Annotated in this window: 24 protein-coding genes and 1 tRNA gene; 9 read left to right on the forward strand and 16 right to left on the reverse strand. The window is 66.6% G+C overall.

Going from position 1 to position 26,226, the window contains the following annotated elements; all coding sequences use genetic code 11:
• Positions 1-35: 35 nt before the first annotated feature.
• From ACZ9BC_RS11835 to ACZ9BC_RS11860, 6 genes are all read right to left on the reverse strand, one after another.
• A complete protein-coding gene (locus tag ACZ9BC_RS11835) occupies positions 36-890 on the reverse strand; it encodes a polyphosphate kinase 2 family protein (RefSeq protein WP_476246109.1) in 855 nt (284 codons plus the stop codon).
• Between the two features lie 52 nt (positions 891-942).
• Positions 943-2,163, reverse strand: a complete 1,221-nt coding sequence (locus ACZ9BC_RS11840; RefSeq protein ID WP_476246110.1) for a pyridoxal phosphate-dependent aminotransferase — start codon at positions 2,161-2,163, stop codon at positions 943-945.
• Positions 2,164-2,304: 141 nt separating this feature from the next.
• The gene (locus ACZ9BC_RS11845) at positions 2,305-3,264 is read right to left on the reverse strand and encodes an ABC transporter substrate-binding protein (protein WP_476246111.1); all 960 of its coding nucleotides are present in this window, start codon (positions 3,262-3,264) and stop codon (positions 2,305-2,307) included.
• A complete protein-coding gene (locus ACZ9BC_RS11850) occupies positions 3,261-4,004 on the reverse strand; it encodes an ABC transporter permease (protein WP_476246112.1) in 744 nt (247 codons plus the stop codon). Before ACZ9BC_RS11850 ends, ACZ9BC_RS11845 begins: the two co-directional genes overlap by 4 nt.
• Positions 4,001-4,729 (reverse strand): ABC transporter permease, encoded by a 729-nt coding sequence (locus tag ACZ9BC_RS11855; RefSeq protein WP_476246113.1) that lies wholly within the window; start codon positions 4,727-4,729, stop codon positions 4,001-4,003. Before ACZ9BC_RS11855 ends, ACZ9BC_RS11850 begins: the two co-directional genes overlap by 4 nt.
• The gene (locus ACZ9BC_RS11860; RefSeq protein ID WP_476246114.1) at positions 4,729-5,829 is read right to left on the reverse strand and encodes an ABC transporter ATP-binding protein; all 1,101 of its coding nucleotides are present in this window, start codon (positions 5,827-5,829) and stop codon (positions 4,729-4,731) included. The genes ACZ9BC_RS11855 and ACZ9BC_RS11860 overlap by 1 nt, the downstream gene beginning before the upstream one ends.
• Positions 5,830-6,079: 250 nt before the next feature.
• Here ACZ9BC_RS11860 and ACZ9BC_RS11865 point away from each other — a divergent pair, with 250 nt between their 5' ends.
• Positions 6,080-7,096: a pirin family protein gene (locus tag ACZ9BC_RS11865; protein WP_476246115.1), complete on the forward strand. Its 1,017-nt coding sequence runs from the start codon at positions 6,080-6,082 to the stop codon at positions 7,094-7,096.
• A 44-nt stretch (positions 7,097-7,140) separates the two neighbouring features.
• Here the strand turns inward: ACZ9BC_RS11865 and ACZ9BC_RS11870 are convergent, their stop codons facing one another.
• Positions 7,141-8,082: an N-acetylglucosamine kinase gene (locus tag ACZ9BC_RS11870; RefSeq protein WP_476246116.1), complete on the reverse strand. Its 942-nt coding sequence runs from the start codon at positions 8,080-8,082 to the stop codon at positions 7,141-7,143.
• A gap of 84 nt (positions 8,083-8,166) precedes the next feature.
• Positions 8,167-9,141, reverse strand: coding sequence for a LysR family transcriptional regulator (locus ACZ9BC_RS11875; RefSeq protein ID WP_476246117.1), 975 nt, complete (start codon positions 9,139-9,141; stop codon positions 8,167-8,169).
• Between the two features lie 171 nt (positions 9,142-9,312).
• Here ACZ9BC_RS11875 and ACZ9BC_RS11880 point away from each other — a divergent pair, with 171 nt between their 5' ends.
• Together ACZ9BC_RS11880 and ACZ9BC_RS11885 are read left to right on the forward strand one after the other, a co-directional pair.
• The gene (locus tag ACZ9BC_RS11880) at positions 9,313-10,551 is read left to right on the forward strand and encodes an MFS transporter (RefSeq protein ID WP_476246118.1); all 1,239 of its coding nucleotides are present in this window, start codon (positions 9,313-9,315) and stop codon (positions 10,549-10,551) included.
• 154 nt (positions 10,552-10,705) lie between these two features.
• Positions 10,706-11,209 (forward strand): Lrp/AsnC family transcriptional regulator, encoded by a 504-nt coding sequence (locus ACZ9BC_RS11885; protein ID WP_079597362.1) that lies wholly within the window; start codon positions 10,706-10,708, stop codon positions 11,207-11,209.
• Positions 11,210-11,221: 12 nt separating this feature from the next.
• Here ACZ9BC_RS11885 and ACZ9BC_RS11890 read toward each other — a convergent pair whose 3' ends face one another.
• Entirely contained in the window at positions 11,222-12,472 is a 1,251-nt protein-coding gene (locus tag ACZ9BC_RS11890; protein ID WP_476246119.1) for an MFS transporter, read from the reverse strand.
• Between the two features lie 152 nt (positions 12,473-12,624).
• On the opposite strand from ACZ9BC_RS11890, the gene ACZ9BC_RS11895 reads away from it, so the two are divergent.
• From ACZ9BC_RS11895 to corA, 3 genes are all read left to right on the forward strand, one after another.
• Positions 12,625-13,122 carry an Lrp/AsnC family transcriptional regulator gene (locus tag ACZ9BC_RS11895; protein ID WP_115525159.1) on the forward strand — a complete coding sequence of 166 codons (498 nt, stop codon included), beginning with the start codon at positions 12,625-12,627 and terminating at the stop codon, positions 13,120-13,122.
• A gap of 72 nt (positions 13,123-13,194) precedes the next feature.
• The gene (locus ACZ9BC_RS11900) at positions 13,195-13,620 is read left to right on the forward strand and encodes a DUF1761 domain-containing protein (protein WP_476246120.1); all 426 of its coding nucleotides are present in this window, start codon (positions 13,195-13,197) and stop codon (positions 13,618-13,620) included.
• Positions 13,621-13,654: 34 nt separating this feature from the next.
• Entirely contained in the window at positions 13,655-14,650 is a 996-nt protein-coding gene (gene corA, locus ACZ9BC_RS11905) for a magnesium/cobalt transporter CorA (protein ID WP_079597366.1), read from the forward strand.
• Between the two features lie 7 nt (positions 14,651-14,657).
• Here corA and ACZ9BC_RS11910 read toward each other — a convergent pair whose 3' ends face one another.
• The 5 genes from ACZ9BC_RS11910 to galU form a co-directional block, all read right to left on the reverse strand.
• Positions 14,658-15,338, reverse strand: a complete 681-nt coding sequence (locus tag ACZ9BC_RS11910) for an HNH endonuclease family protein (protein WP_476246121.1) — start codon at positions 15,336-15,338, stop codon at positions 14,658-14,660.
• A gap of 46 nt (positions 15,339-15,384) precedes the next feature.
• Positions 15,385-15,457, reverse strand: a tRNA-Ala gene (locus ACZ9BC_RS11915).
• Between the two features lie 151 nt (positions 15,458-15,608).
• The gene (locus tag ACZ9BC_RS11920) at positions 15,609-16,547 is read right to left on the reverse strand and encodes a hypothetical protein (protein WP_476246122.1); all 939 of its coding nucleotides are present in this window, start codon (positions 16,545-16,547) and stop codon (positions 15,609-15,611) included.
• A gap of 81 nt (positions 16,548-16,628) precedes the next feature.
• Positions 16,629-17,249 carry a GNAT family N-acetyltransferase gene (locus ACZ9BC_RS11925; RefSeq protein ID WP_476246123.1) on the reverse strand — a complete coding sequence of 207 codons (621 nt, stop codon included), beginning with the start codon at positions 17,247-17,249 and terminating at the stop codon, positions 16,629-16,631.
• A gap of 4 nt (positions 17,250-17,253) precedes the next feature.
• Complete coding sequence (gene galU / locus ACZ9BC_RS11930; protein WP_476246124.1) at positions 17,254-18,159, reverse strand: UTP--glucose-1-phosphate uridylyltransferase GalU; 906 nt, start codon at positions 18,157-18,159, stop codon at positions 17,254-17,256.
• A 110-nt stretch (positions 18,160-18,269) separates the two neighbouring features.
• Here galU and ACZ9BC_RS11935 point away from each other — a divergent pair, with 110 nt between their 5' ends.
• From ACZ9BC_RS11935 to ACZ9BC_RS11945, 3 genes are all read left to right on the forward strand, one after another.
• The gene (locus ACZ9BC_RS11935) at positions 18,270-18,911 is read left to right on the forward strand and encodes a 5-formyltetrahydrofolate cyclo-ligase (RefSeq protein ID WP_476246125.1); all 642 of its coding nucleotides are present in this window, start codon (positions 18,270-18,272) and stop codon (positions 18,909-18,911) included.
• 116 nt (positions 18,912-19,027) lie between these two features.
• Positions 19,028-19,309, forward strand: a complete 282-nt coding sequence (locus ACZ9BC_RS11940; protein ID WP_275724996.1) for an FmdB family zinc ribbon protein — start codon at positions 19,028-19,030, stop codon at positions 19,307-19,309.
• 121 nt (positions 19,310-19,430) lie between these two features.
• Positions 19,431-20,177 carry an RcpC/CpaB family pilus assembly protein gene (locus tag ACZ9BC_RS11945; protein ID WP_476246126.1) on the forward strand — a complete coding sequence of 249 codons (747 nt, stop codon included), beginning with the start codon at positions 19,431-19,433 and terminating at the stop codon, positions 20,175-20,177.
• 38 nt (positions 20,178-20,215) lie between these two features.
• Here the strand turns inward: ACZ9BC_RS11945 and ACZ9BC_RS11950 are convergent, their stop codons facing one another.
• Both ACZ9BC_RS11950 and guaA read right to left on the reverse strand, forming a co-directional pair.
• A complete protein-coding gene (locus ACZ9BC_RS11950) occupies positions 20,216-24,448 on the reverse strand; it encodes an AAA family ATPase (protein ID WP_476246127.1) in 4,233 nt (1,410 codons plus the stop codon).
• A gap of 130 nt (positions 24,449-24,578) precedes the next feature.
• Entirely contained in the window at positions 24,579-26,168 is a 1,590-nt protein-coding gene (gene guaA / locus ACZ9BC_RS11955; RefSeq protein ID WP_476246128.1) for a glutamine-hydrolyzing GMP synthase, read from the reverse strand.
• Positions 26,169-26,226: the final 58 nt, after the last annotated feature.

Here is a 26,226-nt window from a genome sequence, read left to right on the forward strand (position 1 = left end):
AACCAGCCCTGCAACCCGTAACCGGCCGGCGGGGCTCAGGACCGAAGAATCAGCTCCCGCTCGGTGGAGACGTCAAACTCCGCTTTGGGCCATTCCAGGTTCAGTTCCTCAAGGGCACCCAGCAGCAGCTGCTGCACGGCGATCCGGGCGTACCACTTCTTGTTGGCCGGAACCACGTGCCATGGCGCGTCCCTGGTGCTGGTTTCGTCAATGGCGTCCTGGTAGGCATTCATGTAGTCCTCCCAGAACGCGCGCTCGTCGAGGTCGCCCCGGTTGTACTTCCAGTGCTTGGCGGGATTGTCCAGCCGGGCCAGGAGCCTGGCCTTCTGCTCCTCGCCGCTGATGTAGAGCATCACCTTCACCACTTTCGTCCCCGAGTCGGTGAGGCGCGTCTCGAATTCGTTGATGGCCACATAGCGGCGCTTGATCTCGTCGGGGCTGGCCCAGCCGTGCACCCGGTGGATCAGGACATCCTCGTAGTGGGACCGGTCGAAGACCCCCACCATGCCGGCCGCCGGCACTTCCTTCTCGATCCGCCAGAGGAAGTCGTAGGACTTCTCCTCGTCCGTGGGCGCCTTGAAGGCCTTGAACTGGACGCCCTGCGGATCCATGGCGGCCATGACGTGCTTGACGATCCCGCCCTTGCCGGCGGTATCCATGGCCTGGAGGATCAGCAGGATCCGCTTGCGGCCGCCGAAACGGGACTCGGCGAACAGCTTCTCCTGCAGTTCAGTGAGCTCGTCGTCCATGTCGGCCAGCAGCAGCCTGCCGTCCTCCTTGGAGCCGCTGTAGCCGGGAGTGGAATCCGGATCGACGCCGGACAAGGAGAACCCGTCCCCTACCCGAAGGGTTTCAGAAGGATGCTGATCGAAACGAATGACGCCGGCCATGGGAATTCCTTTCCGCGAAGTGCCACGGGACTCAAGCGCCCGTGAGCACAGGCTAGTTCCCCTGGTACCTGCTCAGGAAGTCCCCCATCCGGCCCACTGCCTCTTCGATGTCCTTAACGTTGGGCAGCGTGACCATGCGGAAGTGGTCCGGACGGACCCAGTTGAAGGCCCGGCCATGGGAAACCAGGATTTTCTGCTCCCTGAGGAGGTCCAGGACGAATTTCTCGTCATCGCGGATGTGGTAGACCTCAGGGTCAAGCTTCGGGAAGAGGTACAGGGCACCGCGGGCCTGCTGGGTGCTGACACCGGGGAGGGCGTTCAGCATGTCGTAGGCCTTGTTGCGCTGTTCCAGGAGGCGGCCGCCGGGCAGGATCAGGTCGTTGATGCTCTGGTATCCGCCAAGGGCCGTCTGGATGGCGTGCTGGGCCGGTACGTTGGCGCACAGGCGCATGTTGGCCAGCAGGCTGATGCCCTCCAGGTAGTCGGCCGCGTCCTTCTTGGGTCCGGAGATGGCCATCCATCCGGCGCGGTAACCGCACACCCGGTATGCCTTCGACAGTCCGCTGAAGGTCAGGCAGAGGACGTGGTCACCGGTGAGTTTGGCCAGGTTTACGTGGACCGCATCCTCGTAGAGGATCTTTTCGTAGATCTCGTCAGCGAAGAGCACCAGGCCATGTTTCTCGGCAAGGGCCACGATGCGCTTCAGCGTCTCTTCGGGATACACGGCGCCGGTGGGGTTGTTCGGGTTGATCACCACGATGCCCTTGGTCCGCGGCGTGATCTTGGCTTCGAGGTCTTCCAGGTCGGGCTGCCAGCCGGATTCCTCGTCGCAGAGGTAGTGCACCGGCTTTCCGCTGGCCAGCGCCACCGAGGCCGTCCACAGCGGATAGTCGGGGGTGGGGATCAGGACTTCGTCGCCGTCGTCAAGCAGGGCCATCAGGGACATCGTGATGAGTTCGCTGACGCCGTTGCCCAGGTAGATGTCGTCCACGTGGATGTTCTGGATGCCGCGGGTCTGGTAGTACTGCGAGACGGCAGTGCGGGCGGAGAAGATGCCCCGCGAGTCACTGTAGCCCTGGGCGTGGGGAAGGTGGCGGATCATGTCCACCAGGATGGCGTCAGGCGCTTCGAACCCAAACGGCGCGGGGTTGCCGATGTTCAGCTTGAGGATCCGGTGCCCCTCTGCCTCCATCTGCTGGGCCGCCTGGAGGATCGGTCCACGAATGTCGTAAAGGACGTTGTTGAGCTTCGTGGACTGCCTGAATTCTGCCATCCCTCAAATATGCCACAGGAAGGATGTGTCACCCGTGAGACCTCGCCCACACACGCACGACGGCGGCTGCCGGACTTTTCGAAGTCCGGCAGCCGCCGTCGTCATTGCCTCGAACAGAACGCCGCTAACGCGGCGGACGGCCTACTTCAGGATGCCCTTTTCCTTCAGCCACGCTTCGGCTGCTTCCTTGGCGCCCTGCTTCTGGCTGCCGCTGACCGCACGGTTGAGGTTGATCAGGTCCTCCGTGGTGAGGATCCTGGACACCGAGTTCAGGGCTTCCTTCGCCTTGTCCGTCATCTTGGCCTCGTTGTACAGCGGGATGACCTGCTGGGCGATGAAGTTGTTCTTGGGATCCTCCAGGACCACCAGGTCGTTGTCCGCGATGGACGGAGTGGTGGTGTAGATGTCCGCCACCTGGACCTGGTCTTCCAGCAGCGCCTTGAGGGTCACCGGACCGCCGCCGTCGCTGAAGGGCTCCAGCTTCTTGGGCTCGCAGTTGTAGTTCTCCTTCAGGCCAGGCAGCCCGTAGGCACGCTCGGCAAAAGTTGCCGGAGCACCCACCACAATCTCACTGCAGACCTTGGCCAGGTCCTCGATGGACTTCAGCTGGTACTTTTCCGCCGTTGCCTTGGTGACAACCATGGCGTCCTTGTTCTCCGCCTTGGAAGCTTCCGCAACCGCAAGGCCTTCGGGCAGCTTGTCCGGCAGCGCACCGGCGATGTCGTCCGCCGATTCCTCGGTGGCTTCCTTGTCCACGTGCAGCAGCAGGTTTCCGGTGTAGTCCGGAACCACATCCACCGAACCGTCCTGGACAGCCTTGAAGTACACCTCGCGGGAGCCGATATTCGGCTTGGTGGTGGCCGTGAGTCCTGCCGCGTTCAGCGCGCCGGCGTACAGTTCGGCCACGATCTGGCTTTCCGGGAAGTCCGCCGAGCCCACCACCAGGGACGTTGCCTCGCCGGAACCGCCTGTGCTGGTGGCTGGAGGATTGCTCAGGGGATCGGAACCACCGCAGGCGGACAGCGCCAGTGCCACGCCAAGGCCGGCGGCCAGCCCGCCCAGGGCCCGCCTGCCAAAGAGTTGGGGACGGCTTTCATTCATGATTTACCTCCTTGTACAACAGCCTCCGCGATTACGGGGTCTGTGAGATCGACCGCAGCCTGCTGGCTGCGGCGTGACTGCTTCGAGGCTCCCGATGCGAGGAAGAGCCTCTGGAAGAGGGACAGGACGAGGTCGACGGCGATGGCCAGGGCCGCGATCAGCAGTGAACCACCCAGCATCTGCGGGAAGTCGCTGAGGACAAGGCCGTCGAAGAGGTAGCGGCCAAGGCCGCCCAGGTTGATGTAGGCAACGACGGAGACCGTGGCGATGACCTGCAGCACCCCCGTGCGGAAGCCACCGAACATCACGGCCAGCGCGTTGGGCAACTCAGCCCGGAACAGGACCTGGAGTTCGGTCATTCCCATGGCCCGGGCGGCGTCCACCACGTTGCGGTCCACGCTCGAAATTCCGGCATAGGTGCCCGCGAGGAGCGGCGGTACGGTGAGGATGACCAGTGCCCAGACCGGGGGCATCAGGCCGATGCCGGCAAGCAGGACGAAGAGCGTCAGCAACCCGAGGGTGGGCAGGGCGCGCAGGGCCCCCGCGAGGGCAACGATGGCCACCCTCCCCCGGCCGGTGTGGCCGACGTACAGGCCAATGGGCACGGCGATCGCGGCGGCAATGAGCATCACCAGGCCGGTGTACTGCAGGTGCTCGGCGAGCCGGGCGGGAATGCCGGCGCTGCCGGTCCAGTGCTCCGGGTCGGCGAGCCATGCGAAGGTGTCGGTGAAGACGCTCATGCGTTGCCGCCTCCCGTTTTCGGTGCGGAAAGACGACGGGCGGCAGGTTCCTCTGGTACGTTGCCGCCGGCCGGTTGCGGGGTGCGGCGCTTCCCGGCGCGCTCCCACGGCGTGAGGATCCGCTCCAGGACTACCAGGAGGGCGTCCATCAGCAGTGCCAGGACCAGGATGGCGATGATTCCCACCACAATTTCGGTAACAAAATCCCTCTGCAGGCCGGATGTAAAGAGCATCCCCAGGTTCCCGATGCCCAGCAGGGCTGCCACGCTGACCAGGGAGATGTTGCTGACGGACACCACCCGAAGGCCGGCGAACAGGACAGGGAGGGACAGCGGCAGATCCACGTGCAGGAACCGTGCCAGGGGCCTGTAGCCCATGGCGACCGCAGCCTGGCTGACATCCTCATTCACGGAGTCGAAGGCGTCCAGGGCTGCACGGACCAGCAGGGCCACGGCGTAAATGGTCAGTGCCACCACTACGTTGAGCGGGTCGAGGATCCGGGTGCCGAGGATGGTGGGCAGGATGATGAACAACGCCAGCGACGGGATGGTGTACAGGAGCGAGGAGGCCGTCAGCACCACTGAGCGGAGCGTGCGGTTCTGCCGGGCCAGCTGCGCCAACGGGATGGAGATCAGCAGTCCCAAAACCATGGGGACAAGGGCGAGCAGCATGTGCTGGCCCGCGCGTTCCAGGACCATGCCGCTGTTCGCCAGGAACCACTCCATCAGAGCGCAGCCTGCCGTATCTGGCGTGCCTCTTCAATCAGGGCCAGGACTTCGCCCCCGCGGACCACGCCCAGGACTTTGCCCTCGGAATCCACTGCCACGCCAAGGCCCGACGGCGACGACAGGGCTGCGTCCAGCGCCCGGCGCAGGCTCTCGCCCGGCCGGAACAGCGAGCCGCCGGGGATAATGCCGGTGTCGGTGCCAGGTGTCGCCCAGCCCAGGGGGCGCATGTCGGCATCCACTACAAGCTGCCAGCCGCCGGCGGCTGCGGGGTCGGACTCGTGGCCGGAGGGACCGCGGACAACGGTCGGCACCGGGTGGAGCGTGACGCCGTCGGACGGGGTGAACCCGAGGTGGCGGAAACCGCGGTCGCGCCCCACGAAGGAGGCCACGAAGTCGTTGGCCGGGGCACGCAGGATCTCCTCCGGCGTGGCGTACTGCGCGAGCCGTCCGCCCACCGCGAAGACAGCGACTTTATCCCCCAGGACGGTGGCCTCATCGATGTCATGGGTAACGAAGACAATGGTCTTGGCGAGGTCCTTCTGGAGCCGCAGCAGTTCCTGCTGGAGTTCGTCGCGGACAACAGGGTCCACAGCACTGAAGGGCTCATCCATGAGGAGGACGGGTGGATCCGCGGCGAGGGCGCGTGCGACGCCCACACGCTGCTGCTGCCCGCCGGAAAGTTGTGCGGGGTACCGCTTGCCCAGATGGCGGGCCAGCCCCACCACATCCAGGAGTTCCTCGGCCCGTCTGCGGGCATCGGACTTAGATACGCCGTTCAGGCGGGGGACGGTGGCGATGTTGTCCACCACTGAGCGGTGCGGCAGCAATCCGGCGGACTGCATCACATATCCCATGGACCGCCGCAGCTCTGCTGCCGGTACCGAGGTGACGTCCTTGCCGCCAACAGTGATGGTGCCGGACGTGGGTTCGACCATCCGGTTGATCATGCGCAGCGATGTTGTCTTGCCGCAGCCTGAGGGCCCTACAAAGACCGTGATAGAGCCCTTCCCAATGGACATGGAGAGGTCATCCACGGCCGGCTGCCCGCCCTGGTACTGCTTGGTCACGCTCTGAAACTCGATCATCGCCTGGTCCATGGTGCGGACTTACCTGTTCTGCTCGGACGGCGCTCAAAGCACCGCCACATTGTCATCAGCACGCTGATAGTTACCGTAGCCCAAACCGCGCCCGGCATCACCGGTAGCGGCACCTAATCCGGGCAAAGGAATCCCTACTGTAACCATTCGGAGCGGCGGGAGGCCCGGATGGGACGCCGTCCGGGGACGCGGGACCGGCAGGGCCGGGAAGCACTGAGCCGTCCGGGGCACACGGGCCTAAAGTGGGAGCGTGACCAACTTGGAGATATCACCCCAGCAGGAAGTCTGTCCGCCGGCGAGTGCCGAGGGAAGCCCCGGGCCGTGCCTGCAGTTGTGGCCGGAACGGGAAGTGCCGCTGGGCGGCGTGCGTGCCATGAATGTCCAGCGGACGCTGCCCCAGCGCGGCCTTCCCACCATCGGCGCCTGGTGCTTCCTGGACAGCTTCGGGCCGGACCGGACGGCCATGTCTGTCCTGCCGCACCCGCATATCGGCCTGCAGACGGTGACCTGGCCTTTGGCCGGCCACATCCGCCACCGGGACAGCGTGGGCAGCGATGTGGTGGTCCGTCCGGGGGAACTGAACATCATGACGGCGGGTCACGGCGTGTCCCACTCGGAGTTCGCGGTGCTTCCGCCTGCCGGTGAGGAACTGCCGGTGCAGCGGGGTCTCCAGTTGTGGGTGGCGCTTCCCGAAGGGGAACGGCACCGCCGGCCGGCCTTCGAACAGCACCGGGCACTGCCCCAGGCCAGGGGCAAAGGCTTTACCGCCACCGTGATGGTGGGTGAGCTCGCGGGAGTCGCCTCCCCGGCCACCATGTACTCACCGATCGTGGGAGCGGACGTTTCCTGCGAGGGGGCGGCGCTGCTGCCGCTGAACCCGGATTTTGAACACGGCATCCTGGTGCTTGACGGCGGCCTGGAGCTGGACGGCCAGGAACTTGCCCCCGGCCCGCTCGGCTATCTGGGCACCGGCCGGCAGGAACTCCAGGTCGAGGCCCTGCCCGGCACGCGCTTCCTGCTCATCGGCGGCGAGCCGTTCGAAGAGGAGCTGCTGATGTGGTGGAACTTCGTGGGCCGCACGCACGAGGAAGTGGAACAGGCCCGGGAGGCCTGGGAAGCCCAGGACGGCCTGCCGGACGCGGAGGCGGCTGCCGCCCGCTACGGCCTGGTAGCGGGCCACGGTCCTGACGCCGGCGCCGAAGCCGGACGCATCCCTGCTCCCCCGCTTCCCGGTGTCCGGCTGACTCCCCGGAAACGCTCCGTCTAAACAGCGGGTCTAAACAGCGCGGCCAGGCCCGGCGCAGCAAACGGTCAGGCCGGCTCCGCCACCAGCTGCAGCACGCCGAAGACCGGTTCCTGGTCCAGCACCCGGACGTCCGTCACTCCGGCATTTTCGAGGTGCCGGCGGAAGGACTCCTGGAGGGGTGCCACGTTCATTCCCAGGCCGCCGCCCAGGATGACGGGGCCGGTGATCCGCAGTTGGTCCAGGACCTGGAGCGCCAGGCCTGCCAGGTCCTGGCCGGCCTGGTCGAGCATTGCCTGGCTCGCGGGGTGTCCCCCGGCTGCGGCTTCCACCACCTGCCGGGCCTGCTGGGCCCAGAAACGGCGGCCGGTGTCCGGGGAATGGAACAGGGCAATGAGCTTGTTGGGGTGGTCCACACCGCAGGATTGCAGCAGCGCTGAGGTGAGCTGGTCGGCCGGCTGGCCCTGGTTCATCTGCCGGAGGCTGTGTCGCACCGTTTCGCGGCCCAGCCAGTATCCGCTGCCTTCGTCCCCGAGCAGGTAGCCCCAGCCGCCCGCCCGGGCCTCATCGCCGTCGGAGTTCCTGCCCCAGGCGGCGGAGCCGGTTCCGGCGATCACCGCCACCCCGGTGCTCGCGTGTCCGGCAGCGAGCAGCAGGCGCGAATCATGCACCACGGTCACCCGGGCGCCGGGAACGTGCGGCTGGATCAGCGAGGCAAGGGCTGCGGCGTCCTCGTCAGTGTCGATCCCGCCGGATCCTGCATACACCTGGGACACGTTGCCGCCACCGATCCGGGCGAAGAGGTGGGCGATGTTGCGCGCGGCCTCGTCGCGGGTGACGTTCTGCACGTTGGAGCTGCCGGCTGATTCATCGGCAACTGCGATCCCGTCCTCGAACCGGATGCCGTGGGTCTTGGTGCCGCCGATGTCCAGCCCAATGATGACGCCGGCGGGCGGACGTGCTGTGGATGGTTCGGCGGGACGTGCGGTGGGGTTTTCGGTGTTGGTCACGTCACAAGGGTACTGGCCGCGAAGGCACCGGACCTCCGGGGCTGGACCGCCGCCGTCGGGTATCCCGTCCTCTTGCCCTGCCCGTCAGCCGGTCCGCTGCCTGGCCAGCCCGGCCAGCAGCCGCGGGCCCTCTGCAACCACCATCTCCCGGAAGAGCCTGACCTGGACCGGTTCGGCATCAGGCTTCCTCCGCCGCCAGCTGATGCCCACCTCGCGGAAGGCCAGGGCGGAATCAAGGGGAACTTCCACCCACCCCAGGTTTCCCGTTGCCGGGCTGACGGTCCGGCCAGGTGCGTCGCCGCCGGGCGGCAGGATGCTGACGCCCAGCCCCGCCGACACGAGCCCGCGGACGGTGTGGGAGTCCTGGCTTTCGAAAGCGATGCGGGGCCGGTAGCCCGCGTCGCGGAACAGCGCGTCGGTCAGCGAGCGCAGCCCGTACCCGGGGCCGAGCGCCACAAACGGCTCGGTCCTGATCTCGTCCAGTCCCGCCGCCGTACGTCCGGCAAGGGGATGGCTGTGGTGGACCACCAGGCGCAACGGCTCACGGTACAGCGGGGAGGACTGCAGGTTCCTGCCGGCCGGCGCCACCGGGGCGGTCAGGGCCAAATCAGCTCCGCCGGTTGCGAGTTCCTCCAGGCAGGCGTTCCGGGAGCCCTGGCTCAGGGTGAAGATGGCACCCGGGTGGCGGCTGCGGAACACACTGATCAGCAGCGGCAGGGTTGCCTCGCCAAACGTGTGCTGGAAGGACACCGAGATCCTGCCCCGGACCACCTCCGATTCGTTGCGGACCAGGTCCAGCCCGGCCTGGAACTCCGCCAGGGCCTGCTCGATGTACGGCAGCAGGGTACGGGCAGCGGGAGTCAGCCGGACGCCCCTGCCGTCCCTCACCAGGAGTTCGGTGCCGACGACGGCGCTGGCCCGCGCGAGTGCCCTGCTCACCGTGGACTGGGGTACTCCCAGCAGTTCCGCCGTTTCCGTCACATGCTCCGTGCGCCCCAGCTCGGCCAGCAGGGGAAGGAGGGGAAGCAGCTGCATGAGTTGCTTGTGGTCTGCTTCCACGGCTTGGCCTCCCTTTCCCCGACTCCCCCCAACTAGGTAGCGCCAACTGTCGTGTTGGGCACCGAAAACGACAGTTGCCGCTACCCAGTTGGGGAAGCATCCGATTTTGCTATCAGTTTTGCACAAAACATGCATTGGAGGTATGTATTGGGCAAGGGCTACGCTGGCGGAATGCCACACAATGCCAGCCTTACCGGCAGCGGTACGGAGCCGCGCTGGGACGGGCATGCCAAGGGATCGCGGGCCTACGGCCGGATCCTCGCGGGCCTGTCCTTTGCCGGCGTGGCGACCTTTGCCCAGCTGTACTCCACGCAGGCGGTCCTGCCGCTGCTGGCAGCGGACCTCCGGATTTCCGCGGCCGAGGCCGCCCTCACGATTTCCCTGGCGACCGTGGGCCTTGCCGTCACGGTAATCCCCTGGTCCTTCCTCGCCGACCGGATCGGCCGCGTCAAGGCCATGACCTGGGGCATCTCCATCGCCACCGTGCTTGGCCTGCTGGTGCCGCTGGCGGACAGCTTCGGCATGTTGCTGGCCCTGCGCCTCCTGGAAGGCATGGCCCTGGGCGGGATCCCCGCCATCGCCATTGCCTATCTCAATGAAGAGGTGACCAAGGCGCACGCGGCGCTGGCGGCGGGAAGCTACGTGGCGGGCACCACGCTGGGCGGCCTTGCCGGCCGCCTGGTGGCCGGTCCCGCCGGAGAGCTCTGGGGCTGGCGCGCAGCGGCCCTGGCCGTTTCCGTGCTGGCAACGCTTGCCGCCGTCGCCTTCCTGGTGCTGGTGCCCCGGGCCCAGGGCTTCGTCTCCACACGGGCCGGCCTGGGCGGCGCGCTGCGCACCCTGGGCGGGCACCTGCGGAACATCCGGCTGCTGGCACTGTACGTCCAGGCCTTCCTCATGATGGGTGGCTTCGTTGCCGTTTACAACTATCTGGGGTTCCGGCTGTCCGGCGGGCCCTTCAGTCTTCCGGCCACCCTGATCAGCCTCATCTTCCTCGCCTACCTGTCCGGCACCGTCTCCTCGCGCTGGGCCGCAGGGCTGACGGTGCGCTTCGGACGGCGGAACATCCTGCTCGCCGGTCTGGGCCTGTCCACGGCGGGACTTGCCTTGACGCTTGCGCCGTCCCTCGCCATGATCCTGGCAGGCCTGGTGGTGTTCACCGGCGGGTTCTTTGCCGCCCACAGCATCGGGGCGGGCTGGACGGGAGCCATCGCCAGCACAGGACGCGCCCAGGCCGCATCGCTGTACAACCTCGCCTACTACCTGGGGTCCAGCGTCATCGGCTGGGCCGGCGGCCTGGTTTTCCAGTCCTGGGGGTGGAATGCCCTGGCGGTGACCGTTATGGTCCTCGCCTGCCTCACAGCGGCCGCTGCCGCCGTCGTCCATTCCCGAACGGAACAGCCCTCCGCCTGACGCGCCGCAGGGCAGGCCGCCTTCCAGCCTGACGAATTATCTGCTCCTGAAAGAATGCTCACGTTCCTGAAATTCGGCCGTGCATGCATATCCGGGCGTGAAAGCGCGGTATCCGCGGTCTAGGATGAACGCACCACCCTTGGAAGGAACCGCAGTGAGCACGAACCCCAGGAACACCAGGCCGGGAGCCCACCTGGAGCCGCTGGACGCCATCGACGAACGCCTGCTGGCTGCCCTCGTGGAGGACGCGAGGATCTCCAACAAGCAGTTGGCCGAACTGGTGGGCATAGCCCCCTCCACAGCCCTGATGCGAACGCGCGCCCTCTCCGAGCGGGGCATAGTGCAGGGCTACGAAGCCAAGCTCAGCCTCTCGGCCATCGGCAGGTCGGTGCAGGCGCTGGTTGCCGTGCGGCTTCGGGCCCACGACCGGGACCAGATTGACAGGTTCACCGCCCGGGTGCCGCACCTGCCCGCCGTGCTGTCCACCTTCCACACCTCCGGCTCCGTGGATTACCTGCTGCACATTGCCGTCGGAAGCACGGAGGACCTGCGGGACTGGGTGCTGGACAACCTCGCAACGGACCCCGTAGTGGGGCATACCGAAACCACGCTCGTCTTTGAGCATATCCAGGGCAACCACGGGCCACTTCCGGAGTAGCGGAAAGTTCAGCTAGCCCTTTCCGGGGTGGCGGCGCACCGTGTGCGCAAGTGTCACGACGGACAGGGCAAGCGCCGCCGTACCGCACACCGCGACGAAACCGGCCACGGCAGGAGCCTGGCCGAAAACCCCTGTTGCCCAGCCGAGCCCCAGGACCGGGACGGCACTGCCGAGGTAGGTAATGACGTACACCGTGCTGACTATCTGGGCGTGGCGGGCAGGCTCCACGCGGGCAGCCACCTCATTGAAGACGGTGCGGAATGCCAAACCCTGGCCGGCACCGGCCGTCGCCGCCGCAAGCACAAGCAGCACGGGGCTGTGCCACGCGCCGGCGGCCCCCAGCAGGAAGACTGACCCGCCAAGCACGGCCAGTCCGGCCGGAACCACGTACCGGCCGCGGACAGCCAGCAGCTGGCTGAGGGCTGACGCGCCCAGTGGGAGGCCTGCGAGCAATCCAATATGGGGCCGGGATTCCGTCCCCAGCACCTGGGCGAAGTAACCGGGAGCCAGCGAAAGGCAGAACCCGAAGACAGCAAAGCTGAGGAAGCCGACGGCGGATGCCAGCCAGAACGCTGCCCGTGCGTTCTGCGACACGGACGGGCGCCGCGGTGCCAGTGCCTGCAGCGGCCTGGACGGCGAGGGCAGCATGATGGCCGGACGGGCCCGGATCAGGTACAGCGGCACCAGAAGCGCCGCGAGCACCACGGAGTACACGGCATAGGGAGCGGTGGTGGCTCCGGGCAGCAGGGACAACAGCCCTCCGATGACCGGTCCCGCAGCTACTCCACCGGCCGAGGCCAGCAGGGTAAAGCGGGACGCCCATTCCGGGCGGGACGGCAGCAGTTCGCGCAGGGCCGCCGCGCTCGCACCCGTGGCCATCGCAACAGCCACCCCTTGCAGCGCCCGCCCGGCACACAGCCCTGCCAACGAACCCGCCCCGGCGAAGACCCAGCCGCCCGCCAAACCGGTGATCACGGCCAGAAGGAGTGCAGCGCGGCGTCCGATGTGGTCCGACCAGTGCCCGGCCAGCATCAACGTGGCCACGAGGGCAAGGACGTAGCTGGCAAAAGCAGCCGTCACGTCCAGGGCGGAGAGCCCCAGCCCGGCCTGCAGGAGTGGATAAAGCGGGGTGGCAAGGTTGGCTCCCACCAAGAGGACAAAAATGACGGCACCCGCCATCACCAGCCGTGCCGTGGTGGAGGCATCCCATCCCGCAGCTGCGGACGGAGCGGGCCGCATACGGAGTTCGCTGAAGACCGTCATGATGCCGCCTTCCGGATTTGCCGCGGCGGGTGGTCCTTGTGGGAGCCCCCCGCGGCGTGAATAGGTGATGGCTCCAGAATGGAGCACTACTGCTCGTTTGCGCGGAAATACATGGAAGAATTGAGCAGGATCGTCAAAACTTGCACCCGCCGATGATGGAGAGTGACCATTTGGACAAGCTGGACCCTACCGACCTGAAGATCCTCCTGGCGCTGATCCGCGATCCCCGGATCCAGGTGGGCGAGCTGAGCGACTCGGTGGGCGTTGCCCGCAACACCGCGCAGTCCCGGGTCCGGCGGCTCATCCGGGCCGGAGTGCTGCGCCCGGGCGGGCGGGAAGTTGACCTGGAGGCTGTGGGCTATGACGTGGTGGCCTTCGTCACCATCGAGGTGTCCCACCGTGAGCTGGACGGCGTGGTAGCGGCGCTGCGGCTGATCCCCCAGGTCCTGGAGGTCCACGAGATATCGGGCCGCGGCGACGTCTGGTGCCGGGTGGTGGCAACGGATACGCACAACCTGCAGGCGTCCCTGCGGCAGGTCCTGCGGATCAAGGGCGTCATCCGGACTGAAACTGTCCTTGCGCTGCACACGCACATCCCCTACCGGACCGAGCCCCTGATCAGTGGACTCGCCAAGGCTGCGGGCAGCTGACCACTCCATCCCCGCCGTCGGCCGACGTTCCGCATCCCGGCCGGCGGCGGCCGGACGGCTAGGATTTCGAGAATGGATTGGCTCTCTTACGTTTCACAGATCAACTGGCTTGCGGTGCTGCTTGCCTTCGCGGCAACGATGGCCATCGGCTTCGTCTGGTACATGCCTGCGGTGCTGGGCAACCGGTGGATGGCCGCCATCGGCAAAAGCGAGGACGACCTGAAAAACATCAGCGGCGGGGCCGGGATCTGGCTCCCCATGATGGTGTTCGCGGCGCTGACTGCCATCCTCCTTGCCGTCCTGATCAGCAAGCTGGGGCTGGACAATGCCCTGGCCGGCGCCTGGTTCGCCCTGGTTGTGGGGCTTGTTTTCAGGGCGGGCGGCCACGCCATCCACAATGGTTTCGCCGGGCGCCCGGCCGCCGTGACGCTGATCGACTCCGGCCATGACCTGGTAGCCATGACAGTCTCAGGGGCCATTATCGGAGCCATGTCCTGAGCATGCGGCATATGCAGACAGGAGGCGCCCGCCCATGACCATCATTGACAACGCCGTTTACGTGGACGGCGTGCGCCATGCCGAACCCGAAAACCTGGAGCAGACGTTCGAAACCCTGGCGCACCACGGCGGTATGGCCTGGATCGGGCTGTACCGTCCTACCGCCGAGGAGATGGCGGCAGTGGCCGCTGAGTTCGGGCTGCACTCCCTTGCGGTGGAGGACGCCATCTCCGCACACCAGCGCCCCAAGATGGAGCGCTACGAGGACAACCTGTTCACGGTCCTGCGGCCCGCCCGGTACCTGGATGCAAGCGAGACGGTGGAATTTGGGGAACTCCATATCTTCACCGGTAAGAACTTCGTGGTCACGGTGCGGCACGCGGAAATGGCCGGCGTGGCCCGTGTACGGAAACGCCTGGAGGCACGTCCGGACCTTCTGCGGCACGGCCCGGAGGCCGTGCTGTATGCCCTCCTGGACAGGGTGGTGGACGACTACGCACCCGTGGTGGCCGGGCTTGAAAACGACATCGACGAGATCGAGGACCAGCTCTTCAGCGGCGACACAACGGTGTCGCGGCGGATCTACGAACTGGCCCGTGAAGTGATCCAGTTCCAGCGTGCCATCCACCCGCTGCCGGACATGATGCACCAGCTGAAGCGGGGGTTCGCGAAGTACGGTGTTGAAACAGAGCTCCAGCACAGCCTCCGGGACGTGGAGGACCACGTGGAACGGGTGATTTCCCGGGCAGACTCCTTCCGGGACCTCCTGCAGAACGCCCTGACCCTGGACGGAACCCTGACGGCCAACCGGCAAAACGAGGCCAGCGCGGAGCAGAACGAGCAGGTGAAGAAGATTTCCTCCTGGGCGGCAATCCTGTTTGCGCCGTCGTTCGTGGCCGGCATCTACGGCATGAACTTCGACCACATGCCCGAGCTGCACTGGGACCTGGGCTACCCGATGGCCATCGGCCTGATGGCGGCGACGGCCTTGGCTATGTATGCCATCTTCAAGAAGAAGGGCTGGCTGTAGCAGGCTCCTAAACGCAGCCGGCCAGGATTCCGGCGATGGCGTCGCGCTCCGCCGGTGTCACCCACAGCTGGTACTTCGCCTTCACCGAGGTCTGGCGTGCAACATACTCACAGCGGAACGCCTTGTTCGGCGGAAGCCACGTCGCGGCGTCCTTGTCACCCTTGGCACTGTTGGTGGGTCCGTCTGCTGCCATCAGGTTCAAGGGGTCATTGGCGAGTTGCCGCCGGTCTTCGTCGCTGAGTTGCCGGGCTCCCTTCTGCCAGGCATCGGAGAGGGCAACGATGTGGTCGATCTGGACCGCCGTGCTGGTGTCCTGGCCGCGGACAAAACTGATGGTGGTGCCGGTGTACTTGTCGGCCAACGTGCCGGTGGCCACCACACAGTTCCGGGTGCCGGGCTTGAACGTCTCATCCTCCAGGTCGCGGGCGAGGATGTCGTTGCGGGTATCGCAGCCGTTGCGGTCCACATCCGCCCATGCGGGCCCAAACTCGTCGCGGCTGTAGCCGGTCTTCGGTGCGCGGCCCTTGACCGGAATGGTTTCCAGCCGGGCCAGGGCGGCAGCGGCTTCTTCAGGGTTGGCTGACGACGGCGATGCCTGGGCTGCAGCATCACAGCCGGCGAGAGTGCCTGCTAAGAGAAGACTGGTGAGAACGGCCATGGACCTGGCAGCGGAGAAATTAATTGTCATGTTCCTTCACGGGTGCGGCGCGCCCGTGGTCTGGCCGTGCATTGTGTGGAGCTAAGGAGATTCGAACTCCTGACCTCTTCGATGCGAACGAAGCGCTCTACCAACTGAGCTATAGCCCCGGAAGTGGCCGCCCTCGCGGTGCGGGTGCGGAACCGGTGACCCTAGGCTACAAATTTTCCCCGCTCAATGCCAACCGGCGCGCCAACAGATACGGATCGCAAGGTGATTGCCGGCGTCGGGCATTGCATCGCGCCCCGCGGCACGTGCTTCCTAGGCGCGGCGGCGCTGCAGGACGTCGTCGAGGTTACTGAGGGCGCTCTGCGCCTTGCTGAGCTGCTGGTCTTCGGCTACCGCGGGGGCAGACGGCGGAGCGGCTGCCGTACCCTGCTTCAGGGAGGGCTTGCCCACGGCTTTCGGGGCCGCAGGCAACGCAAGCGGTTCGGGCTCCGGGCGCTCAGCCTTGGCGGCTTCCACGTACACGGGCTTGGGAACCTCAACGGGCTCCCAGGGAGTGCTTGAAGGAGTTTTCGACGCCGCTGCTGCCGCACTGGCATCACCTGCAGCCACGGCCACGGCGAGGGCTGCCGCGCGAAGTTCCTGTGCTGTGAGCTGCTGGGCCTTAGGCTGGTGCGCCTCGGCGTCAAAAAGGGGGCTTTCCCGGCGGGCAGGAGCAACTTCAGGCTTGGGCGGGATGTGCTCGGTGGCATCAGGCCGCCGTACCGGTGCACTCATTGCCGAGCGAAAGGCCGCATCGACTTTCGCCTTACGGTCCCGGACAGCCAGCCAGCGCAGAATGGCGACGGAGGCCGCGGTCAGCGCTGCGCAGGTCAGCGGGAGGACAGGCGAGCCAAGCCCGAAGGGCAACAGCACTCCGGAGACAAGCGCCGTCAGCAGGGACAGAAACCCGACGAGAGCCAGGGCGGTACGGCCATAGCGGATGTGGAAATGGCCCGAAGGTGCGGAGCTGCCAGCATTGGAAGCCGGTCCGGCGCTCTTCCTGGTTTCCATTGCTTTCTCCTGCTGGGCGGCGATTTTCAGTACCAAACCGGCTGGTGGTTCGGGTCTTTCGTCGGCTGGTGCGTCTGCCGGAAAGTCACCGGCGGGCTGGAACTGGTGCCGGCGGTTCCGGAGGACGTACGGGGCAACCCACACAATCCAGAGCACGACGGCAACCACAAGGATCACTGAGCTGCTAAGGGGGAAGTCCACACTCAAAACCGTATGAGCATCACATGGTATGGCGCCGCATTAGCTTCGGTGTGTCGCGGCCCGGCTCGCAAATGAGTGGATTTATGACGGGCGGGACGCCAGCCACCGGCGGAGCAGGCCGTCCGGAACTTCCTCGGACGTCAGTGCGAAGGACCGGTGATCAGCCCAGTCGCCGTTGATGTGCAGGTAGCGGGGACGGTACCCCTCGTCCCGGAAACCCAGCTTCTCCACCACCCGCAGGCTGGGCCCGTTTTCCGGCCGGATATTGATTTCCATCCGGTGCAGTCCGAGCGTCTGGAAACAGTGGTCGGTGACGAGCGCCACCGCAGTCGGGGCGATGCCCCGCCCGGCTTTCGCCTGGTCCACCCAGTACCCCAGGGTCGCCATCATGGCTGATCCCCACACGATGGACGAGACGGTCAGCTGGCCGATGATGGCCGGGTTCCTGCTGCCTGGCACGCGCTCGGTAATGACGAACGGCAGCGCAGTGGCCTGGGCCGCCTGCGCGTTCAGGGAGCGCACCATCTGCCGGTAGTCCGGCAGGCCTCCCCGCGGGTCCGGGTTGGACGCTTCCCACGGCGCCAGCCACTCCGTGTTGCGGGAACGGACTTCAGTCCACTCTTTTTTGTCCCGGTACCGGATGGGGCGCAGGACCAGGTCGCCACATTCCAGGGTTACGGGCCAGATAGGGCCAAGGCGCATGGTGCTACTTGGAAAGGCCGCTGATGAAGCCCGGCAGCCACTCCCGCAGGCCAGGGCCCAGATCGTCACTGTCGATGGCGAGCTGGACGCACGCTTTCAGGTAGCTCAGCTTGTCGCCTGTATCGTACCGGCGCCCGCGGAACACCACGCCGTAGACGCCGTGGCCTTCACCGTCACCGGTGGCCAGTTCCTGCAGCGCGTCCGTCAGCTGGATCTCGCCGCCACGCCCCGGACCGGTGCGCTCAAGGACTTCGAAGACGGCCTGGTGCAGCACGTAACGGCCAATCACGGCCAGGTTGGACGGTGCTTCGTCGGGGGTGGGCTTCTCCACCAGGCGGTTGATCCGCACGTACCCTTCGCCGTCGATCTCCTGGATATCAGCGCAGCCGTAGGCGCTGATCTGTGAGGGTTCCACTTCGATAAGCGCCACGACGGAGCCCCCGGTTTTGGCCTGCACGTCGATCATGGTGCTGAGCAGTTCATCCCGGGCATCGATGAGGTCGTCGCCCAAAAGGACGGCGAATGCCTCGTCGCCAACATGCTGCTTGGCGCGAAGCACTGCGTGGCCCAGGCCATTGGGGTCGCCCTGGCGCACATAGTGGATGTCACCGAGGTTGCTGGCCGCCTGAATGGACGCGAGCTTTTCGTTGTCACCCTTGTCCGCCAGCGTGGACTCCAGTGCGGGGACGCGGTCAAAGTGGTCCTCCAGCGCCCTCTTGTTCCGTCCCGTGATCATCAGGACATCGTTGAGACCCACGTGGACGGCTTCCTCAACCACGTATTGGATGGCAGGCTTGTCCACTACGGGAAGCATTTCCTTGGGCATGGCCTTGGTGGCAGGAAGGAACCTGGTACCCAGCCCGGCAGCGGGGATGACGGCTTTGCGAACTCTCGGGTTACTGGTACTCACCGGACTAATCTAACGTCAGCGTCAAGCATTCAGTAATCAAAGGACGGGCCGCCACCTGCCTGGGGGCGCCACGGAAACCGCCGAACGGCGGGCAAGGGAGGACATGCACCATGCCGGAAAAGACGAACACGAGGCACGCCTTCGACGCTGCCGCCAAGGACGGCATCCGCACAGAGCACCGGCGGCGGAGGGCAACACTGACTCCCGCCGGCCTGGAGGCCGCCGGGGCTGCCCTCGCCGTCCATGGTGCTGCGTGGGCTGAATCCCTGTCCGGCGGGAAGCCGGCCACGTTCTGCGTGTACCTGGGCATCGGCGTGGAACCGCCCACCCTTCCCCTGATCACCGCCCTGCACGGTAACGGCCACAAGGTCCTGCTTCCCGTCTGCGAACCCGGCAGGGAACTCAGCTGGGTTTTCTGGAGCCCGGAAGCTGCGTTTGAGCGCAGCAAGTATGCGCCCATCCTGGAACCTGCCGGGCCCCGGCACGGACCCGACGTGGCGGGCGAAGCGGCGGCACTGTTCATCCCGGCAACCGCGGTGGATCTTGAAGGCAACAGGGTGGGCCAGGGCGGCGGCTACTATGACAAGTTCCTTGGTCACCTTGCGACCGCCGGGAAGGAAATTCCGCTCGCCGCTGTTATCTACGACGATGAACTGCTTCCGGCCGGGCACATTCCCGCTGAAGAGTTCGACCGTCCCGTACCCGCCGTGCTGGCACCGTCCGGGCTCAGGTCGCTCGCCAGCGGAGTGTAAGCCCAGGTGGCGGGGGCGCCGGAGGATGATAGAATTAGCACTCAGGCCCTGCGACTGCTAATGGATTACCAGGTGGCAGCACGGGACCTCTCGTTTGCCCAAGAGGAGGAGCACCAGTGCCAACATATGCTTACGCCTGCAAGGATTGCGGCCATGCCTTCGATATTGTCCAGTCTTTCTCGGACAGCTCATTGACGTCGTGCCCCGAGTGCGAGGGCACCCTGCGCAAGAAGTTCAACAGCGTGGGCGTCGTGTTCAAGGGCTCGGGCTTTTACCGCACCGACTCCCGCGATTCCAAGGGCAGCACGGTGTCGGCAGCTCCCGCGGCGCCTGCGTCCACCGCACCCGCTCCCGCAGCTGCCCCCGCGGCCTCCGTTCCGGCGGCTGCCGCCAGCTGATTCAGCGTCCGCCATGTCGACGGCGGCCCCGCGCCTTGTGACTGGACGTCCCCTTCGGACGTTGTCCACATAGGCGCGGGGCCGCTGTCGTTTGCTTTCCCGGCGCCCTTAGCGTGGGGTCATGCCTGCACATCCGCTTCGCGCCCGCCGGGACACCCCCGGGTTCCTCCACCGCAACCGGAGGCCCCGTTCGTCCGGCCGTTCCGGGACCAGCCGCCCGGCTGCGAGACTCGCTGGATGGCTGAGCCGCAACCGGCGCCTTGCCGTCGCACTGCTTCTGTGCGCGGCGGCAGCACTCACGGTCCACCAGCTGACTCCGGCACCGGTTTACACCGTGACCGCACTGGCTGCCGCCCGGGACCTGCCTGCCGGGTCAGCCATGGCGGCGGCAGACCTTGCTGAAGTACAGGTGCCGCCGGGCATGCTGGCGGACGGGTTCCTCCGCGACCAGGCCGAGGCGGCCGGGAAACAACTGGCAGCTCCGCTGCGCAAGGGCCAGTTGCTGACGGATGCCCAGCTGGTGGGTCCCGGCCTGCTGACGGGCAGCGCGCCGGGCTCAGCAGCCGTTCCCTTGAGGATGGCCGATCCCTCGTCCATCCAGCTGGTGTCCCCCGGCCAGCTGGTCAACGTGGTGCTGACAGCAGCGAACGGCTTCGACCAGCAGGAACCTTCGGAAGTCCTTGCATCCGGTGTGCCGGTGCTGTGGACGTCCACAAAGGGCGGCCAGGGCGGGCAGGGCGGGCAGTGGCTCGGAACCCAGGAGACCGACGGCCTGATTGTGGTGGCCGCCGATGCAGCACAGGCAGCCCGGCTCGCCGGGGCGTCAACCCAGGGCAAACTGTTTTTCGTCCTGGTGGGACCTCCCTGACCGGCCGCATAAACCCGCTCCAGAGCTACCGCTCGGCGTCAGCCCCAGTGCGGCGGCTTCTGTTCCTTCAGCCAGGCATCGTGGTCATCCTCGCGGTCGCCCCAGGCGCGGGGATCGTCTTCCGACGCCGTCCTGGGCAGGATTCCTTCGGTACCACCCTGCGCGGACCCGGGAGCCGGAGCAGCCGCGGTGTCAGCCGATGCCGGCCCGCCGTCGGCAGCGCTGTTGTTCTTCTCTTCACTGGCCATGTGGCCCGCCTCCTTGCTGCTGCCCGTTCCGCCCTGCACCGTTTCACCCTGCACCGGCTCACCCTCGCCGGGCTCAACCCCGGCGTGCCCGCCGCCAGGCTGCCCAACCTGGACGTCGCCCGTGTCGCCGGCCCGGCGTCCCGAAGCCGGGCGGGTGGAATGCCTTACATACGAAACCGGGGCGGGCTGGGCGGCGTCAATATCATTGAGCGCCTGATCAACGTCGTCGTCAAGGAAACCGACAGACGCCGGCCGCGATGGAAGCGCCATCTTTTCCAGGCCCAGGTACCCTGCGATGCGGTCTGCGCAGGCTGACGGATCGGTGAACACCTCAATGGTCCACAGCGGCATGTACCGCCAGCCCAGGCGCTCCAGCAGCTGCGGCCGCAGCCGGCTCCGCTCCCGGACACTCATGGTGCGGTACTGTTCGGTGCCGTCGGACTCAATGGCCACCGGCCACGGGAGGTCGGCGTCGTCCTGGCCCATGGTGTTAAGTGGATCAGCGGCTGCCACCACATCAATGGCGCCGTCGTACTGGTGCCACACCCGTGCACCGCGTGCACGCAGGCGGTCCCCCAGATCCGCAACCAGCGGGTCTGCGCCAAGGGCCTGCTCGCTGGCGGCGGCGCGCGATGCGGGAGTGCCGAGATCGGTGTTTCCCGAGATCTCCCGGTTTAGGAGCGCGTACAGGTCCACGGCTCCGTGCGTCAGCCGGGTGTGGTCCAAGTCCTCCGGACGGAAGCACGTCAGGACATGCATGGAGCGCCGGGCACGGGTCATGGCCAAGGCAAACTTTTCGCGACCACCCTCGGCCGAGAGCGGCCCGAAGCTGTGCAGGGCACGCCCGTGCGGGGTCCGGCCAAAGCCCGGCGAGAAAATGACATGGTCCCGCACCAGGCCCTGCGCCCGTTCCAGGTCGACGACCCGGAAGGACTCGGGGCCGGCGCCGAAGAATCCCGCGAGGCCCGGATGGTTGGGCAGCTGAAGGCGGATGGACTCACCGATCCGGGCGGCGTGCCGCAGGCTGGCAGTCACCACGGCGAGGGAGGTACGCGGCCGCAGCCGTGCGTGTTCGAAGACCAGCTCCACAACACGGTTGACTTCTGCAACCACGGACTCGACGCCTTCGTGGTCTGCACTGGGCAGCCCTGTTCCGTCCGGCAGGTATTCCACCAGCAGGGACCGGTCCAGCCCTGTGGCGGACTGGCCCTCCGGCAACCGGCGCAGGCCGCCGTCGTAAAAGTTCTTGCTCAGCTGCAGGACCAGGTCCTCGTCCACCGCGCGGTAGACGAAGTTCAGCCGCCACACCGGCAGCACGGCCGACAGGGCAGTGAACGCGCTCTCAACACGGTGGTGCGCCGACTCCCCCGGGGCCAGCCGTTCCACGCCCACGGTGAAGGTGCGGGGGCTCGCAATCCGGGAGTCGCCGAAGGCGATCACCTGGCGGGCGCGGGCGATGGACGGCAGGACGGCCTGCAGCGAGGTGGCTTCGGCGTCGAGGATGACGACGGCGTCAAAATGCTGTTCGGCCGGAAGCAGTCCGGTCATCAGGTAGGGACTCACGGACCACACGGGAACCAGGGTCCCGATCAGATCAGGCGCCTGTGCCGTCAGTGCCGGCAGGGACACCCGGCCGTCCTTGAGCAGGCTGCGCAGGAGGTCGGCCTGGCGGGGCTGGTCCGCGATCGCTGCCCGCCACCGCTCTGCGAGGTCCCAGCGAAGACGTGCGGCGCCGCTGGCAATGTGCGCGTTGTCGGCCAGCCGGTACTCGGCTTCCAGTTGCCGGAGGGCATCGCCGTCGGACATCGCCAGGTAGTCATCGCCGCTGATCATCGCTTCGAGGGCCGACTGCCACCAGGCCAGTTCCAGCTCCGCTGCCACGGAACCCGCGGGAACTTCCCGTTCGGCGAGGTCGGCCAGGAGCTCCCCCAGCCCGTGCTCGCGCATGTTCTCCACCAGGAGCGTGCGTTCCGGCAGGGTCTTGAGCGTGTCCGTGTCCGCCACCAGGCGCTCGAGGCGCTCCATGAGCTCTTCATAGCGGACGCGGGACAGTGCGCCGCCCGCTTCCGTGTGCTTCAGGGCCTCGCCCAGCTGGGTGAGCTGGCGGTCCAGTTCCCGGTACATGGCATTCATTTCGGCGAGCCCGGAGGGAACGGCAGGATGCCTCTGGGTGGTGGCATAGCCGGCCCACAGTGCCCGTTGTTCCTGCACCAGCACCAGCGAGCTGTGAAGGTCGGCGATGTGGACTCCCGGCCGGACGTATTCCTTGGCCACCCTGCGCAGGCGCGACCGCTGCATGGACGTCATCTCGATGCCGCGTTCCCGCCGCCATGCGGACGGAGCGGTAGCGGAGATCAGGTCAGTGACAGGCCTGTCGAAGATGTCCGGAGTGAACTTGTCCAGGCTCCCGCGGACGGCCACCAGCAGCTCGAGCTGTTCGCCCCACTCGGCGAAGGAAGCACCCAGCCGGATTTCCGCGTGCTCGGCGACGGCGTTCATGCGGTCCCGCAGGAGGGGCAGGCTCTTCTCCACGGAGCGGACAAGATCCTGGGCTTCCTCGGTTTCCTTGCGGGTGAGGAGCCGGGCGCCGTGCCACGGGCTGGTGGTGGAGGCTTTGCTGAAGCTGCCCAGCTCTGCCGCCCGGCGGAGCCTGCCGGCGAGCTCGTCGCGGTCGCGGATGTTGTCCAGGACGCTCCGCTTCAGCCGCACGGTGGTGGCGGGGGCCGGATGGATGGACGTGAGCTCGGCCAGGGACTGCATGGCCTGGTAGGGCGAGCACCCCCAGCGCTGGCGGACGTTGTGCAGCGATGCCACATGGTCCATCAGGGCGTGGCGGTGTTCGGTCAGCGTGGTGTGCAGGTTCCCAAGCTGGGGTTCCAGGGACTTCTCGTTGCGGACGATGGCCCGCACCAGCTGGGCCTTCAGTTGCTGGGCCGTGACGTTCCCGGACAGCTGGAACAGGATGGACTCGAGGCCGAGGGACTCCAGCTGGCCGGAGACCTCGTTCAGGCTGGCGCGGCGGTCCCCCACTACCAGGACGGTCTTGCCCTCATCCACCAGGGCACCGATGGTGTTGATGGCGGTCTGCGTCTGTCCTGTTCCGGGCGGACTGCTCACCACCAGGGAGTCGCCGGCGCGGACGGCGTCGATGACGTACTGCTGGTCCGTGTCAGCGTCCAGCAGCAGGAGTTCGTCCTGCGGGTGCCTGCTGTCCAGGGGCGGGAAGCGGGACGGATCCGGCTCCTCGACGTCCACCACTTCGCCGCCCGCGGCGGTGGCCAGGGCGGACACGAGCGGGTTGGTGTCATTGATCCAGGGATCGTCGAGGTTTCCCGAAAGGTCAGCGAAGGTGGAAACCAGCAGGTTGTGCTGGGCCTCGGCTCCGTGGATGGGCCTGATCAGGGTGCCGAGCCGGTCCAGCACGGGCTGCGGATCGAAGCGGGCGGTGCTGTAGGCAAGGCGGGTGACGGCGTTAACGTCAAAAACGATGCCGTGCACGTTTTTGAGATGCCGCACCAGGGCCGGGTTGATGTGGGCCTGTTCGGTCAACTGGAGTTCGTAGTCGTCCTCCCCCGGCCGGACGGTCAGGGAAATGGCGGTCAGCATCACCGGCGCCGAAACGCGCTGGGGCTTGCCTCCGACGGCGGATGTCCACACCACGGTGCCGGCGGAGAGGTAGCCGGCGTCGATCCCGCGGTCATTGGCGAGTTCGAAGATCTTGGACCTGATGTTGCGCGAGGCCCTGGCAGCCACCACGTATTGCTGCCGGTCCCGGATGAGGGTGGACAGCCGGGTGCGGCGCCCGGCCATGAGCTGCGCCAGGCCTGAGGGGTGGGCGTGGGTGAGGTCGATTGAGCCTTCGGGGGTCTTCGTAAAGCGCAGCATCGTGTCTGCCCCGGTGACGGGTTTAAGCCCGGACAGCCATTTGCGAAGCTCTTCCGAGCCTTCCGGGTGGCCTTGACCAACTGACACTACTGCCTTCTTTTCTGCGTTTGCACGTGACGTCCTGGACCATACCGGCATAGGTTCGAGCGTAGCCGCTTCCACGCCCGGACTGAGAGACCGCAACACTGCAGTGCCCTAAATTGCGGGAGATTTCACCCCGGAACAGCAGTGGCCGGCCTCCTTTGACGGAGGCCGGCCACTCAGAATGCTATTCCCACTCGATGGTTCCCGGCGGCTTGCTGGTGACATCGAGCACCACGCGGTTGACGCCCTCCACCTCATTGGTGATCCGGTTCGAGATCCTGGCCAGGAGCTCGTACGGAAGGCGTGACCAGTCAGCGGTCATGGCGTCCTCGGAGGAGACCGGGCGGAGGACGATGGGGTGGCCGTAGGTGCGGCCGTCACCCATGACGCCGACGCTGCGGACGTCCGCCAGCAGGACCACGGGCATCTGCCACACTTCGTTGTCCAGCCCTGCGGCGGTCAGTTCGGCGCGCGCGATGGCGTCCGCCTTGCGCAGCAGGTCCAGCCGTTCCTTGGTGACTTCACCGACGATGCGGATTCCCAGGCCGGGGCCGGGGAAGGGCTGGCGTCCGACGATTTCCTGCGGCAGGCCAAGCTGGGCACCGACGGCGCGGACCTCGTCCTTGAAGAGGGCGCGCAGCGGTTCCACGAGTTCAAACTGCAGGTCCTCGGGAAGGCCGCCCACGTTGTGGTGGCTCTTGATGTTGGCTGCACCTTCGCCGCCGCCGGATTCGACAACGTCCGGGTACAGGGTGCCCTGGACCAGGAATTTGATCTTCTCGCCGTGGGCGGCGGCCTCGGCGATGATGGCCAGCTCCGCTTCCTCGAACGCGCGGATGAACTCGCGGCCGATGATCTTGCGCTTGGTTTCCGGGTCGCTGACGCCGGCGAGGGCGGACAGGAAGCGTTCCTGCTCGTTCGCGACGTACAGCTTCACGCCGGTGGCGGCAACAAAGTCGCGCTCCACCTGCTCCGCTTCGCCTTCGCGCAGCAGGCCGTGGTCCACAAAGACACAGGTGAGCTGGTCACCAACGGCGCGCTGCACCAGGGCTGCAGCGACGGCGGAATCCACGCCGCCGGAAAGGCCGCAGATGACGCGGGCGTCGCCGATCTGCTTCCGAATCCGCTCCACCTGCTCCTCGAGGATGTTGCCGGTGGTCCAGTTGGGTTCGATCTTGGCGCCCTTGAAAAGGAAGTTCTCAAGGACCTGCTGGCCATAGGCGGAGTGCTTGACCTCCGGGTGCCACTGCACGCCGAACAGGCCCTTCTCCTCGTTGGCAAAGGCAGCCACTTCGGCGCCCGCCGTCGTCGCAAGGACTTCAAAGCCCTCCGGCGCCTCGTGGACGGAATCGCCGTGGCTCATCCACGTGTTCTGGTGCTGGGGCATGCCCTCAAGGACGGAACGTCCCTCGCCCAGGATGGTGGTTTCCGTGGAGCCGTACTCCCGCAGCCCGGTCTTGTCCACCTTGCCGCCGAGTGCGTTGGCCATGGCCTGGAAGCCGTAGCAGATGCCGAAGACGGGAACGCCGGCTTCAAAGAGGTCGGCACCCACGCTCGGAGCGCCGTCGGCGTAAACGCTGGACGGGCCGCCGGACAGGATGATGGCGGCGGGGTTCTTGGCGAGGAGCTGCTCGGTGGAATAGGTATGCGGAACCACTTCCGAATACACATTTGCTTCCCGGACGCGGCGGGCAATCAGCTGCGCGTACTGGGCACCGTAGTCAACAACCAGCACCGGCTTCTGGGAAGTCTGGGATGCAGTGGGAGTAGTCACCGTAATAGCCTACTTTGCGCCGTTGCACCGGCGCACCTTGAGAGGCTGCGCTGTGACG

It is taken from the genome of Pseudarthrobacter sp. TE3704, assembly GCF_056279405.1.